Annotated in this window: 15 protein-coding genes and 1 tRNA gene; all 16 read left to right on the top strand. The window is 55.8% G+C overall.

The window, feature by feature from the left end:
* Positions 1 to 87: 87 nt before the first annotated feature.
* The 16 genes from H096_RS04225 to hrpT all read left to right on the top strand — a co-directional run bounded on the left by H096_RS04225 (position 88) and on the right by hrpT (position 14,192).
* Positions 88 to 1,812, top strand: coding sequence for a tetratricopeptide repeat protein (locus tag H096_RS04225; protein WP_033896956.1), 1,725 nt, complete (start codon positions 88 to 90; stop codon positions 1,810 to 1,812).
* 4 nt (positions 1,813 to 1,816) lie between these two features.
* Positions 1,817 to 2,434, top strand: coding sequence for a lipoprotein insertase outer membrane protein LolB (gene lolB, locus H096_RS04220; RefSeq protein WP_033896955.1), 618 nt, complete (start codon positions 1,817 to 1,819; stop codon positions 2,432 to 2,434).
* 49 nt (positions 2,435 to 2,483) lie between these two features.
* Positions 2,484 to 3,287 carry a 4-(cytidine 5'-diphospho)-2-C-methyl-D-erythritol kinase gene (gene ispE, locus H096_RS04215; RefSeq protein WP_241495480.1) on the top strand — a complete coding sequence of 268 codons (804 nt, stop codon included), beginning with the start codon at positions 2,484 to 2,486 and terminating at the stop codon, positions 3,285 to 3,287.
* Positions 3,288 to 3,323: 36 nt separating this feature from the next.
* A tRNA-Gln gene (locus H096_RS04210) sits at positions 3,324 to 3,398 on the top strand.
* A gap of 45 nt (positions 3,399 to 3,443) precedes the next feature.
* Positions 3,444 to 4,385, top strand: coding sequence for a ribose-phosphate pyrophosphokinase (locus H096_RS04205; protein WP_003171603.1), 942 nt, complete (start codon positions 3,444 to 3,446; stop codon positions 4,383 to 4,385).
* A gap of 137 nt (positions 4,386 to 4,522) precedes the next feature.
* Positions 4,523 to 5,119, top strand: a complete 597-nt coding sequence (locus H096_RS04200) for a 50S ribosomal protein L25/general stress protein Ctc (protein WP_033896953.1) — start codon at positions 4,523 to 4,525, stop codon at positions 5,117 to 5,119.
* A 168-nt stretch (positions 5,120 to 5,287) separates the two neighbouring features.
* Entirely contained in the window at positions 5,288 to 5,872 is a 585-nt protein-coding gene (gene pth / locus H096_RS04195) for an aminoacyl-tRNA hydrolase (protein WP_010213318.1), read from the top strand.
* Positions 5,873 to 5,893: 21 nt separating this feature from the next.
* The gene (gene ychF, locus H096_RS04190) at positions 5,894 to 6,994 is read left to right on the top strand and encodes a redox-regulated ATPase YchF (RefSeq protein ID WP_033896952.1); all 1,101 of its coding nucleotides are present in this window, start codon (positions 5,894 to 5,896) and stop codon (positions 6,992 to 6,994) included.
* Between the two features lie 302 nt (positions 6,995 to 7,296).
* Positions 7,297 to 8,235, top strand: coding sequence for a sigma 54-interacting transcriptional regulator (locus tag H096_RS04185; protein ID WP_033896951.1), 939 nt, complete (start codon positions 7,297 to 7,299; stop codon positions 8,233 to 8,235).
* Between the two features lie 246 nt (positions 8,236 to 8,481).
* Positions 8,482 to 8,682 (top strand): hypothetical protein, encoded by a 201-nt coding sequence (locus tag H096_RS04180; RefSeq protein ID WP_033896950.1) that lies wholly within the window; start codon positions 8,482 to 8,484, stop codon positions 8,680 to 8,682.
* A gap of 491 nt (positions 8,683 to 9,173) precedes the next feature.
* Positions 9,174 to 9,974, top strand: coding sequence for a type III secretion inner membrane ring lipoprotein SctJ (gene sctJ / locus H096_RS04175; protein ID WP_033896949.1), 801 nt, complete (start codon positions 9,174 to 9,176; stop codon positions 9,972 to 9,974).
* A 618-nt stretch (positions 9,975 to 10,592) separates the two neighbouring features.
* Positions 10,593 to 11,141, top strand: coding sequence for a type III secretion system stator protein SctL (sctL, locus tag H096_RS04170; RefSeq protein WP_346963005.1), 549 nt, complete (start codon positions 10,593 to 10,595; stop codon positions 11,139 to 11,141).
* A gap of 80 nt (positions 11,142 to 11,221) precedes the next feature.
* Positions 11,222 to 11,440, top strand: coding sequence for a hypothetical protein (locus H096_RS04165; RefSeq protein ID WP_033896946.1), 219 nt, complete (start codon positions 11,222 to 11,224; stop codon positions 11,438 to 11,440).
* Position 11,441: 1 nt separating this feature from the next.
* The gene (locus tag H096_RS04160) at positions 11,442 to 11,837 is read left to right on the top strand and encodes a hypothetical protein (RefSeq protein WP_033896945.1); all 396 of its coding nucleotides are present in this window, start codon (positions 11,442 to 11,444) and stop codon (positions 11,835 to 11,837) included.
* Between the two features lie 13 nt (positions 11,838 to 11,850).
* A complete protein-coding gene (gene sctC / locus H096_RS04155) occupies positions 11,851 to 13,992 on the top strand; it encodes a type III secretion system outer membrane ring subunit SctC (protein ID WP_033896944.1) in 2,142 nt (713 codons plus the stop codon).
* Positions 13,989 to 14,192, top strand: a complete 204-nt coding sequence (gene hrpT / locus H096_RS04150) for an HrpT family type III secretion system protein (protein WP_033896942.1) — start codon at positions 13,989 to 13,991, stop codon at positions 14,190 to 14,192. Before sctC ends, hrpT begins: the two co-directional genes overlap by 4 nt.
* Positions 14,193 to 14,201 lie beyond the last annotated feature (9 nt).

Raw genomic sequence — 14,201 nt, 5'->3', positions numbered from 1 at the left:
ATAAAGGCACCCATTGAGACTCGGTTATGTTTGGCCGAAGGCTTGTGTCATGATGATCCGACCGCAGGTTAGTCGTCCTTTTCCTATATGAATAGATCTTCCGCGTTGCTCCTTGCTTTTGTCTTCCTCAGCGGCTGCCAGGCCATGGCACCCGTGTCGCCGGACGGTACGCCGCCGGTGGAAGACAGCACCCCCGCCCCTGAAAAGCCCAAGGTTTATTCCTCGTTCACTGAAGAAACGGTGTTCAGCCTGCTGAGCGCGGAGCTGGCCGGCCAGCGCAATCGTTTCGACATTGCCCTGGATAACTACGTGACCCAGGCCATCAACACTCAGGATCCGGGGATTTCCGAGCGCGCGTTCCGCATCGCCGAGTACCTGGGCGCCGACCAGGCTGCGCTGGACACGTCGCTGATCTGGGCCAAAAACGCACCGGACGACCTGGAAGCCCAACGCGCGGCGGCCGTTCAACTGGCACGCGCCGGGCGCTATGACGACTCCATGGTCTATATGGAGAAGGTCCTGCAGGGCAAGGGCGACACCCATTTCGACTTCCTCGCGCTGTCGGCGGCCGACACGGACCAGGACACGCGCAACGGTTTGATGAAGAGCTTCGACCGCCTGCTGCAAAAACATCCGAAGAACAGCCAACTGATTTTCGGCAAGGCCTTGCTGCTGCAACAGGATGACGAAGCCGACGCCGCGCTGAAACTGCTGGAGCAGAATCCGCCGGAAGAAGGCGAAATCGCCCCGATCCTGTTGCGTGCGCGCCTGCTGCAGAACCTCAATCGCGGCAAGGAAGCGATTCCACTGCTGGAAAAAAGCATCAAGAAGTATCCGGAAGACAAACGCCTGCGCCTGACCTACGCGCGCATGCTGGTGGAGCAGGACCGCATGGAGGACGCCAAAGTGCAGTTCGCCAGCTTGGTCCAGCAATACCCGGACGATGACGAATTGCGCTATTCCCTGGCACTGGTGTGCCTGGAAGCCAAGGCCTGGGACGAGGCCAAGGGCTACCTGGAAGAGTTGATCCAGCGCGAGAGCCACGTGGATTCGGCGCACCTGAACCTTGGCCGCATCGCCGAGGAGCGCAACGATCCACAGGCCGCCCTGCTCGAATACGCCCAGGTTGGCCCCGGCAATGATTACCTGCCAGCCCAGTTGCGCCAGGCCGATATCCTGATGAGCAACGGCCGCACCGACGAGGCGGAAAAACGCCTGGCTGCGGCCCGCGATGCCGAGCCGGACTATGCGATCCAGCTGTACCTGATTCAGGCTGAGACCTTGTCGGCCAACAATCAGGGCGAGCGCGCCTGGAAACTGCTGCAACAAGCCTTGTTGCAATTCCCCGACGATTTGAACCTGCTGTATACCCGCGCCATGCAGGCGGAAAAACGCAATGACCTGGCACAAATGGAAAAAGACCTACGCCTGATCATCAAGCGCGACCCCGATAACGCCATGGCCCTCAACGCCTTGGGTTACACCTTGTCCGACCGCACCACGCGTTATGACGAAGCCAAGGTGTTGATCGAACAAGCCCACAAGCTCAACCCGGAAGACCCGGCCGTACTCGACAGCCTGGGCTGGGTGAATTACCGCCTGGGCAACCTGGACGAAGCCGAACGCTTGCTGCGCCAGGCGCTGGAGCGCTTCCCCGACCAGGAAGTTGCCGCTCACCTGGGCGAAGTGCTGTGGGCCAATGGCAAACAGCGCGAAGCACGCCAGATCTGGGAAAAATTCCTCAAGGAACAACCCGAAAGCCCCATCCTGCGCGGCACCATCAAGCGCCTGACCGGATCCGAGACCCTTTAAGCTTATGTTCTTGCGCCACATTGTTGTTTTCAGCTTCATCGCCCTGCTCGCCGGTTGCGCGGGTTTCGGCGCCCGTGAATCCGTTGAAGGCCAGGGCAACCCGGCGCAATGGAAGCAGCATAAAGATCAGCTCAGCAGCATCGACGGCTGGCAGATCGAAGGCAAAGTCGGGGTGCGCGCGCCGAAGGATTCCGGCAGCGGCACCTTGTTCTGGCTGCAACGCCAGGACTACTACGATATCCGCCTGTCCGGCCCGCTGGGGCGTGGCGCAGCGCGCCTGACCGGTCGACCAGGGCAAGTCAGCCTCGAGGTGGCCAATCAGGGGCGCTATGAAGCGACTTCGCCGGAAACGCTGCTGGAAGAACAAATTGGCTGGAAGCTGCCGGTGTCTCACCTGGTCTGGTGGGTACGCGGCCTGCCCGCGCCTGACAGCAAGAGCCGCCTGAGCCTCAATGGCGACAGCCGCCTGGCCACACTGGAGCAGGATGGCTGGCAGGTGGAATATTTGAGCTACGTAGAGCAAAGCGGTTATTCGCTGCCCGAGCGCATCAAACTGCATGGCCCCGACCTTGACGTCACGCTGGTGATCAAGGACTGGCAACCGCGCAAGCTGGGGCAATAACGTGACGGCACAAACACTGACACTGCCCTCCCCGGCCAAACTCAATTTGATGCTGCACATTCTCGGTCGCCGTGAAGACGGTTATCACGAGTTGCAGACGCTGTTTCAATTTCTTGACTACGGCGATGAGCTGACCTTCGCCGTGCGCGACGATGGCGTGATCAAGCTGCATACCGAATTCGAAGGCGTGCCTCACGACAGCAACCTGATCGTGAAGGCGGCGAAAAAACTTCAGGAACAATCCGGATGCAGGCTAGGTATCGATATCTGGATCGATAAAATTTTGCCCATGGGCGGTGGAATCGGCGGCGGCAGCTCGAATGCCGCAACCACATTGCTGGGTCTGAATCACTTGTGGCAACTGGGTTGGGACGATGATCGCCTGGCCGTGCTGGGCCTGACACTGGGCGCCGACGTCCCGGTTTTCGTGCGTGGGCACGCGGCTTTCGCCGAGGGCGTGGGGGAGAAACTCAGCCCGGAATACCCCGAAGAGCCATGGTATGTCGTGCTTGTGCCGCAAGTATCTGTAAGTACAGCAGAAATTTTTTCAGATCCGTTGTTGACACGTAACTCTTCTCCCATTAAAGTGCGCCCCGTTCCCAAGGGAAACAGTCGAAATGACTGCTTACCGGTTGTAGCAAGGCGTTATCCAGAGGTACGTAACGCTTTGAATTTGTTAGGTAAATTTACCGAAGCAAAATTAACCGGAACTGGAAGTTGTGTGTTTGGGGGCTTCCCAAGCAAAGCTGAAGCTGATAAAGTCTCGGCCCTTCTTACAGAGACCCTTACAGGGTTTGTAGCAAAGGGAAGCAACGTTTCGATGTTGCATCGCAAGCTGCAAAGTCTGCTCTAAAGGAACCGAGTGTTAGGCACTCGTTGCAACAGATACAGGGGCGTCGCCAAGCGGTAAGGCAGCAGGTTTTGATCCTGCCATGCGTTGGTTCGAATCCAGCCGCCCCTGCCATTTTCTATACTCATCCAGGTTACCCTCAGCCTCTAGGTACTGCGCGTGTCCAAGATGATGGTCTTTACGGGGAATGCTAACCCCGATCTGGCTCGGCGTGTCGTACGTCAGCTGCATATCCCTCTCGGTGACATCTCTGTCGGTAAGTTTTCCGACGGTGAAATTACAGCCGAGATCAATGAAAACGTCCGCGGTAAAGACGTCTTCATTATTCAGCCGACTTGCGCTCCGACCAACGATAACCTGATGGAACTCGTCGTGATGGCTGATGCCTTCCGCCGCTCCTCAGCGACTCGAATCACAGCTGTAATCCCTTACTTTGGTTATGCCCGTCAGGATCGCCGTCCGCGTTCCGCACGTGTGGCTATCAGCGCGAAAGTCGTCGCTGACATGCTGACCGTGGTAGGTATCGACCGTGTTCTCACGGTTGACCTGCACGCTGACCAAATCCAGGGGTTCTTCGATATTCCGGTAGATAACATCTACGGCTCCCCCGTATTGGTGGATGACATCGAAGACCAGCGCTTTGAAAACCTGATGATCGTGTCCCCGGACATTGGTGGCGTCGTGCGTGCACGGGCTGTTGCCAAATCCCTGGGCGTGGACCTCGGGATCATCGACAAACGCCGTGAGAAAGCCAATCACTCTGAAGTGATGCATATCATCGGTGATGTCGAAGGGCGTACCTGTATTCTGGTTGATGACATGGTCGACACCGCCGGCACCCTGTGCCACGCGGCGAAAGCCTTGAAAGAGCACGGTGCGGCTAAAGTCTTCGCCTACTGCACACACCCTGTGCTGTCGGGCCGAGCGATCGAGAACATCGAGAACTCCGTGCTGGACGAACTGGTGGTGACTAACACCATCCCGTTGTCCGCCGCAGCTCAAGCCTGTGCGCGTATCCGTCAACTGGATATCGCACCGGTCGTTGCCGAGGCGGTCCGCCGCATCAGCAATGAAGAATCGATCAGCGCGATGTTCCGCTAAGGGTCACACCTTCGGCACATCCCACTGACGAAAAGCGCCCCGCCCCGACATTCTGTTGGGGCGGGGCTTTTTTGCCCATGTCGAGTACGGCGCTGGTCGCAAACGCCCCTCGATGATGGCTATTTTGGAGATACAAAATGACTGACTTTACTCTGAACGCTCAAGCGCGTACTGACCTGGGGAAAGGTGCGAGCCGCCGCCTGCGTCACGCCGCCAACATCCCAGCCGTTGTATACGGTGGTAACAAGCCTGCTGAATCCGTGACCATCCTGGCCAAGGAAATCGCCAAGCTGTTCGAAAACGAAGCTGCCTACAGCCACGTTATCGAGCTGAACGTCGACGGCGCCAAGCAGAACGTCATCGTTAAAGCGATGCAGCGTCACCCGTCCAAGCAGTTCATCATGCACGCTGACTTCGTTCGCGTTGTAGCTGGCCAGAAACTGACCGCTATCGTGCCTGTGCACTTTGTTGGTGAAGACGCTCCGGTCAAGAAAGGCGGCGAGATCTCGCACGTCCTGAACGAAATCGAAGTGACCTGCCTGCCGAAAGACCTGCCTGAGTTCATCGAAGTCGACCTGTCGGCTCTGGAAATCGGCGCTATCGTTCACCTGTCCGACCTCAAAGCCCCTAAAGGCGTTGAGTTTGTTGCACTGGCTCACGGTGATGACAAAGCGGTTGCCAACGTTCACGCTCCACGCGTTGCTCCAGAAGCTGAAGAAGGCGCTGCAGAGTAATTCACTCTGTATTGCCGGAGCTTGAGGAAACATCGCGGACCGGAACGTAGCGAGAAAGCGGGCGATAACGCGGCGTTTACTCTTGAGTAAATAGCTTCTGTCGTCCACTTTCGCCGCACACTTGGTTGCGGTGATGTTATCCACAACTCCAAAGGAAGGGCCCCTGTCGTGACTGCCATTAAACTGATCGTTGGCCTGGGAAATCCAGGCGCCGAATACGAACAGACCCGGCATAACGCGGGGGCCCTTTTTGTTGAGCGCATCGCCCACGCGCAAGGTGTGAACCTGGTGGCTGATCGCAAATATTTTGGCCTGACCGGGCGCTTTTCGCACCAAGGTCAGGATGTTCGTCTGCTGATTCCCACCACCTACATGAACCGCAGCGGCCAGGCTGTCGCGGCGCTTGCGGGCTTCTTCCGGATCAAACCCGAGGAAATCCTGGTGGCCCATGACGAACTGGACCTGCCACCCGGTGTTGCCAAGCTCAAGCTGGGCGGCGGGCATGGCGGGCACAATGGCCTGCGCGACATCATTGCGCAGCTGGGCAATCAGAATAATTTCTACCGTCTGCGGCTCGGCATTGGCCACCCAGGCGTTGCCAGTATGGTTTCAAATTTCGTCCTGGGTCGTGCGCCACGCGCCGAACAGGAAAAACTCGATGCCAGCATCGACTTTGCCCTCGGCGTGCTGCCGGATATCTTCGCCGGTGAATGGAACCGCGCGATGAAAAACCTGCACAGCCAGAAGGCCTGACTCTTACCGAGGGGAAACACCATGGGATTCAATTGCGGCATCGTCGGCCTGCCCAACGTCGGCAAATCCACCCTGTTCAACGCTCTGACCAAGTCCGGTATTGCAGCGGAGAACTTCCCCTTCTGCACCATCGAGCCTAACAGCGGTATCGTGGCCATGCCGGACCCGCGCCTGGCGGCATTGGCGGCCATCGTCAATCCGAAGCGCATCTTGCCGACCACCATGGAGTTCGTCGACATCGCTGGCCTGGTTGCCGGCGCCTCGAAAGGTGAAGGCCTGGGCAACAAGTTCCTGGCCAACATCCGTGAAACCGATGCCATCGCCCACGTGGTCCGCTGCTTTGAAGACGAGAACGTGATTCACGTCTCCAACAGCGTCGACCCCAAGCGCGACATCGAGATCATCGACCTGGAACTGATCTTTGCCGACCTCGACAGCTGCGAGAAACAACTGCAGAAAGTCGCACGCAACGCCAAGGGTGGTGACAAGGACGCCGTGGTCCAGAAAGGCCTGCTGGAGCAGTTGATCGCTCACTTCACCGAAGGCAAGCCTGCGCGCAGCTTGATGAAGAACATGAGCACCGACGAAAAAGCGGTGATCAAGGGCTTCCACCTGCTGACTACCAAGCCCGTAATGTACATCGCCAACGTTGCCGAAGACGGCTTCGAGAACAACCCGCTGCTCGACGTAGTCAAGGCCATCGCCGACGAAGAAGGCGCGATCGTGGTACCGGTATGCAACAAGATCGAAGCAGAAATTGCCGAACTGGATGACGGCGAAGAAAAAGACATGTTCCTCGAGGCCCTGGGCCTGGAAGAGCCTGGCCTGAACCGTGTGATCCGCGCTGGCTATGAAATGCTGCACCTGCAGACTTACTTCACCGCCGGTGTCGAAGAAGTCCGCGCCTGGACCGTCAAGGTCGGTGCTACCGCACCGCAGGCTGCTGGCGTGATCCACACCGACTTCGAAAAAGGCTTTATCCGCGCTGAAGTGATCGCCTACAACGACTTCATCCAATTCAAGGGTGAAGCCGGTGCCAAGGAAGCGGGTAAGTGGCGTTTGGAAGGTAAGGAATACATTGTTAAAGATGGCGATGTGATGCACTTCCGTTTTAACGTGTAAGCGTTAACTGCGGTTTATATCGCAAATAAAAAAGCCGATGCATTGCATCGGCTTTTTTGTGGGCGCCGTTTATCTGCACTTAACAATACGCACGCCAAGCATTAGAGTTTTTCAGACTTCCCCTACTTACATTCCCGAGTCTTGTGACGAGAAATTAAATCCAAGTCAAAACCAAACTTATCCTACACAATATTGGCGTCCAACACGATCAACAACAAGTGACAACACTTATAGAATTCTATCTACTGAACCGAGCCTACACATCAATAGCGAAGCAATAACGATTATGGAGCAATCATGCAATGTCGGCCTCTGACACCCTGGACAATAAAGCGAATGTTTCACTGCTTGAAGGCCCCGACATTGAAGAAATACTGAGCAGCACTGCCTCGCTCAATATTGATATTTTGCTGCTGGGAGAAACGGGAACCGGCAAGGACACCTTAGCGCAGCGAATCCATCGTTTATCCGGGCGACGGGGGAGCTTCATCGCGGTGAATTGCGCAGCGATTCCGGAAAGCCTCGCAGAAAGCCAGCTGTTCGGCGTCAACAGCGGCGCCTTCACGGGAGCCATGCAATCACGGGCGGGATTCGTCGAGGCGGCTCATTTAGGCACGTTGTATTTGGATGAAATCGACAGCATGCCATTGAACCTGCAGGCGAAGCTGTTACGTGTGCTGGAGTCGCGTGGTGTTGAGCGCCTGGGCTCGACTCGCTTCATCGCGGTAGACATGCGCGTCATCGCGTCGGCACAGCACTCGCTGCACCTGATGGTCGAGAACGGCACCTTCAGGCGCGATCTTTACTTTCGCCTGAGTGTCGTGAACATCCAACTTCCGGCACTCCGGAACCGGCGTGAACATATCATTCCCCTGTTCCTGAAAATGATTCGCGAGGAAGCCGATCAGTTCAAATGTAGTGCACCGCCGCCGCCTGGCGAACTGTTGCAACAACTGCTGTGCCACGCGTGGCTGGGCAATGTACGCGAGTTGCGCTCCACCGCCAAACGGTTCGTATTGGGGTTGCCACCGCTTTTGATCCCCATGATTGACCAGGCTGATACGCAGACGAACCTGAAAACACGCCTGCAACAAATTGAAAAAACACTGATTGAACAATCGTTACTTCATCATCAGCACTGTGTAGATAACGTGGCAATGGAATTGGGGGTTCCCAAGCGTACGTTATATTACAGGATGAAACAGCTGGAAATATCACTGGATAGATCGCGCCATTGCTAAAAGCATATACCCGCCCTACAACGGCCCGATCGACTTCACTCAGCGCCTCAGCACTTAAGCAACAAATAAACATATCAGGCGACTCAGCCACACGCCTTGAAACATTTAGGAAAACAGCTGCACGGAACCCCTTCGCCTTACACACCACATATCTAGTGCCAAGATTATATTGTGTGAAAATTTGACGCACTAACATGATCAACAGCACATCACATGCACGTGGAAATCAACAACTGGAGTATATCTATGAGCTCAATCAACGGTTACGCCCCGCCCTCTCCATATTTTGGTCAGGGAGGCTTCGGTGGCCCCTCGAGTGGAGGCGGCGCAGATGCAGGCGATGCGTCGCAGCTAAACGAAGAAAGTAAAGCCAAAAACCTTGCCGCAGCTAAGCAGCAAGTCGATAAAAAATTCATGAACGACCTTCTCCAAGTTGCTAAGACCTGATAATCGATACCTCTCGGGCAATTCCGCCCGAGAGGTCGCCCTCTACCTCAACCGGCAGTGAGCGCTCACTTCTATTCGCGAAAGTCTTTTGTAGATGTTTCATATAATAGGCACCTTATGAAAATCATAGAATACGTTGGCTCTAGCAAAAACCCAGGCCTCACCTCTGCCGATATGGCAGACGATGTGTCGACATGCAGCAGAGACTCCTGTTTTTTTGCATCACAACTCGAACACTCAACAACGGCCCCCCTCCCCCGCTCCAGCCTTGTTTTACCCCCCGCAGCGGCCGACGCCATTAGCCCTCTATCAACGTCAAGAAAAAGTATGGTGCATCTGCTGAAATCAACCAGCAAAGAACTAGATATTGCTCAATTTCGTAAGTTCCCAGGCTTATTGGCCAACATCCAAGTCACCTCCCAATTGCTAGCAAAATGCCTTGCCAAGACCACTCAAGGCATTGATAAAGTGTCTAACTTACAGTAGTTATCATGAAAAACTTTTTCCTTCTCACATTATTATTGGCAGCCGCAATCATGCTGAACGGCTGTGGCGATCGTGTCGAACTTCACCGGCAACTCTCTGAGCAAGAAGCGAATGAAGTCATAGCAGAATTGGCAGATAAACATATCCGCGCGCAAAAGATCCCGGCCAAAGATGGTGTGGTCGTGACGGTCAACGCAAGCGACATCGGACGCGCCGTACGCACATTGGAAGCCGCAGGCTTGCCCAGGGTGACGAGGACCACACTGGGCGCTACGTTTCGCAAGGAAGGCGTTATCTCCACGCCACTGGAAGAACGGGCGCGCTACATCTATGCCTTGTCCCAAGAGCTCGAGGCTACGCTGTCCAACATTGATGGTGTCATCGTTGCCCGTGTGCACGTGGTACTGCCAGAACGCATCGCACCAGGTGAGCCGGTCCAGCCCGCGTCTGCATCGGTATTCATAAAACACGATCCACGCCTGGATCCCGATAACATCCGAGCGCGCGTTCGCAGGATGGTGGCTAGCAGCATTCCAGGAATGGCTACGGCAATCGACAACCCGCAAAAACTCAGCGTGATATTCGTACCTGCGACCGTCTACCAGGAACAGCAACGCCTAGTGTATTTGGGACCTTTCTTGGTACCTGGCGAGGATCTTGGCTTTTGGCGGAACTGCGTAATCGTGTTTCTGCTCGGCGTGGTGGCAGCTGTGGTTGCCGCACTCTTTCTGCACCGTCGGCGTCAGCGCCCTCCACACGACTCGTCTCTGCTTAACGGATCTATCGGCCCTGCACATGACGCATAGCACCGAATACCCCATGAGTGAATACCTGGCCTGGGTTCAATGGTGGGCATTCCCTTGGCGGTATGCCGATGAAGAATGGAAGGACGGTTTGCACGGTGCGATTAACGCGCTTTCTCGGAGCAGAGGATCAGTACCGGGTGTATTCATGGGTGTGAATGCCTGCTTACCTCCTGCCCTCCAACCCACTGTGCTGCGACTAGCCCTCGCATCCAATGAACAACTCGACTTGGCGCTGACGCTCGCACACGACACGCTCAATCCTCAGGTGGCATCCCTTTTGAGTGAAAGTCATCACCAGTGGTGCAGTCGGCTATCCAAGACACTACCGCCTGCAATGCTGTCACTTGATGCCGACCCATTACAACTGCTGCATAACTGGCTCGAACCTGCTATCTGGCAACGACTCCGATTGCGCTTTCCCCGTCAGAGGGTAGATGCGGTGGAAAAGAGTCATGCCTGCCTCGAGAGCGCGAGCAGCCGATTAAGCACGCTCTGGCAAGCAGTCATTTGGCGTGTCAACGCCTCTCCAAGCCACTCTCTAGCCCCAGACTCATACGGGTAAGGAGGTCAATGATGTTATGCCGGTATGTGATTGAGTTGTCCAAGGACAAGAGTGGATTGCCACGCCCCCTGATCCCACGGGAAGAACTTGAAAATTGGAAGCAAGCAGAGCAACTCTTGAAGCACGCCAATGAACAAGCCGACGAATTGCTGAGCTTGACAGAAAAAAGATGTGAGCTATTGAGGGAGGAGGCGTCGCTGGTCGTCTGGCAACGCGCTGATGCTCAGCTCAAACGCTGGGAGCATGACCGTCAAACCATGTGTGACAACCTCGAGCAATACGCAAGTTCGATCACCAATGAGGCGATTCGGTGTTTGCTGGACGAAACGCCAGCGCCCACTAGGCTGGCGGCTCTTTTGAAACAATTGCTGACGAATCATGTCCACGAAATCAGCGCGATCCTACTCTGCCACCCAGATGATTTTGATGAAATAAAACGCCACCTCGTTGATGAGAAGACAACCATTTGGAAACTCCAAGCAGACGAAGCAATACTTCCTAAGACACTGGTATTGAAGACGGATGAGGGGGACTTTCGTATTAGCTGGAGTTCCATGCGCGCTGCTTTTTTCAAACACAGTAAAGAGTTCAGGATCGACATCTGACTCCACATATCCAGCACACTCAAAAACAAGATCGGCCCGGTCAATAAAAACACCCACAATAGAATCTCAAAGGAATTCTTATGACGCTTCCTAAGGCCCTTTCATACCAAGCATTCAAAATCGCCGACTCCGTGTATAAAAAACTTGATGCTTTCCCGGAAGGCGGTATGGAAAATGAACAGGACGCAGAACTATTCCTTAAGTTATCAATGCAAGCAACGGCGACCAATTCAATGTTCACTGAGAACCTGCGAATTGAGCAATTGTCTTTGAAAACAACTATTGAAAGTTTTCAATAACATGAAAGCGCTTATCCGTGACTGGTTAATCCATCACGAACAACAACAACTCACCGTGTTCGAAAGTGACGACACCATTATTTTGAAACGTCAAGAAACCTTCATTTTATTGGAGGTTCAGTTGACCGCGCGCCCCTTAGATAATACGACATTGCAACGCTGGCTGCGCCTAGGTGCAGCCAGCCTGAACTTCTTCCAAGGCACTCTGGTTCGAAACGCCGAGAGTGGCGAGCTTTGGCTGATGCAAACCTTGCGCAACGGTCCGAGCGAGACGGAGGTATCTGCCTGCCTTGAAACCCTGCTCAACCAACGCGACACCTGGCGCTCCACGTTCACTCGCCTTGCTCGCACACCCCAGCACCTCAAGCCCACCTCACTACGTTCACTGTCGTACTAACCAGAGAACTTCTATGAAGAATAAGACCCACAAGCGGCGCAGTTTGCGCCCAACTTCGCCTGATGCTTCGTCCCGACGAACACTTGGGTACAGCATCGCCCTGCTTTCCTGTCTGCTGGTCCCAATAGAACATGCAGTGGCGGCCATCCCCAGCGAGTGGAAAAACACCGCCTACGCCTACGAGGCCGAGCACAAACCGCTACGGGACGTACTCGACGACTTCGCCCAGACCTTTGGCACACAACTGCAAATCGAAGGTCTGCTGGAAGGCGACGTCAACGGCAAGATCCGCGCAAATACCCCACAGTCCATGCTGGATAGACTCGGGGTTGAACACCGGTTTCAGTGGTATCTCTACAACAACACCCTATTCATCAGCACGCTGGACCAGCAGGAATCCGCGCGCCTGGAAGTCTCCTCGGAAACTATTTCAGACCTCAAGCAAGCGCTGACCGATATCGGCCTGCTTGATAGCCGTTTCGGCTGGGGCGAATTGCCCGAAGACGGTGTCGTATTGGTCTCCGGCCCCAAAACCTACATCGAACAGATCAAGCAGTTCAGCAGCAAACGCCGCTCGGCGGACGAAAAGCAGAGCGTTCTCAGCTTCCCGCTCAAATTTGCCAACGCGGCAGACCGCACCGTGGATTACCGAGGTGAAAAACTCGTCGTTCCCGGCGTAGCGAGCATTTTGCGGGGACTCTTGGAACCCCGTTCCGCCTCAACGCTTTCGGGGATGAGCCAACCCACCTCATCCCAGCCATCCCCTCTGACACTCAACGCGCCTCGGCTGGGCAACCCGTTGCTGGGCCAAATGCTCGGTGCAAATGGCAACACAGGGCAGTTGGACGCCGGCCCCACAATGACCAAGCGGGCGCCGACATCCAATAGCCGCATCCGCGTCGAAGCCGATGTGCGCAATAATGCCGTGCTGATCTATGACCTGCCGGAGCGCCAGGCCATGTACCGCGAGTTGATCACCCAACTTGACGTCGCACGCAAACTGATCGAAATCGATGCGATCATTCTCGATATCGAACGGACGCAATTGCGTGAATTCGGGGTGAACTGGGGTTTCCAGAACAGTCGCTTCCGCGGCGGCGTCAACATGGCGCCTGGCACCTCGTCGCAGGTGTCGATTGAAAACCGCGATCGTTTCTACGCCGATATCCGCGCGCTGGAGGCCAAGGGACTGGCAACCATGGTCTCCAATCCTTCTGTGCTCACCCTGGAAAACCAACCGGCGGTGATCGACTTCAACCGCACCCAATACATCACCCCCGGTAGAGATTACGCAACCATTTTACCCGTCACGGTGGGCACCAGCCTCCAAGTGGTTCCCCGGGTAACGACGGGCCGAGGCGTTCACCAGATCCATTTGGCCATCGATATCGAAGACGGTAATTTCGACGAAACCAATCCCGAGCGAGACCCCAATCACCCCGACGTTCGCCGGGGCAAGGTCAGCACCCAGGCCGTGATGCAGGAGAAGCGTTCGCTGGTAGTGGGTGGCTTCCATGTCACCGACAGTTCCGACCAGCAAAAGAAGATCCCGCTGCTGGGGGATATTCCGTTGCTGGGCAAGGCGCTGTTTTCCTCGACAGAACGCCACAACAATCGACGTGAGCGCTTGTTCATCCTCACACCCCGCGTGATCGGGGACCAGGACGACCCGTCGCGCTACTTGCCACAGGACGATCAGGCCGAGTTGCAAGCGGCCCTCACACCGTTGGCCAGACGCTACTCACCGCATCAGCCGGTGATCAAACGCAGTGACATCATCACCACGCTGGCGCGCTTGGTCAGTGGAGAAGTCCCCAAGTCTTTCAGTGCGGCACCAATGCCTCTGGCGCTGAACACCTTGTGCAGCACCCGTGATTTGCTGGCGCTCAATAGCGAGCGCAGCCAGTGGTACGCCGGCCCGGAATACAACGTGGCGGTTGTGGTGTTGCGCAACCAGTTCAAACGTAATGTGCGTATCGATGAAAAGGAATGCAGCAACTCGCAGACCCTGGCGGTCACTGTCTGGCCGCGCGCCTGGCTCAAGCCGGGTGAAGAAGCCGAGGTATTTATCGCCATGCGCCCGGTGGTGAAGGATGAACACCTCAGTGTGCCCCGCCCCTCCTTGATCACTCCAGCTCAGAAGGCCACACCATGATGAACCGACTGTTGTGCGTCACCTTGATCGGCGCCGCGATGCTCTTCACCGGCTGTACGCCGACGTGCAAAGGTGATTCATGCTCACGCCCGCAATCGAGCCAAGACAAAATGGTGATCTGGTGGCCGCCGCAGATGCGCGTCGAGCCCGCCCCCTCCGGTGAGCGGGCGGATTACCAAACGGTATCACTGGAACGCTGAGGCCTCCGG

This window comes from Pseudomonas sp. FH1 (assembly GCF_000510895.2).
In the GTDB taxonomy this organism is placed as follows: domain Bacteria; phylum Pseudomonadota; class Gammaproteobacteria; order Pseudomonadales; family Pseudomonadaceae; genus Aquipseudomonas; species Aquipseudomonas azotoformans_A.
This window is presented reverse-complemented; position numbering and strand designations above follow the sequence as displayed.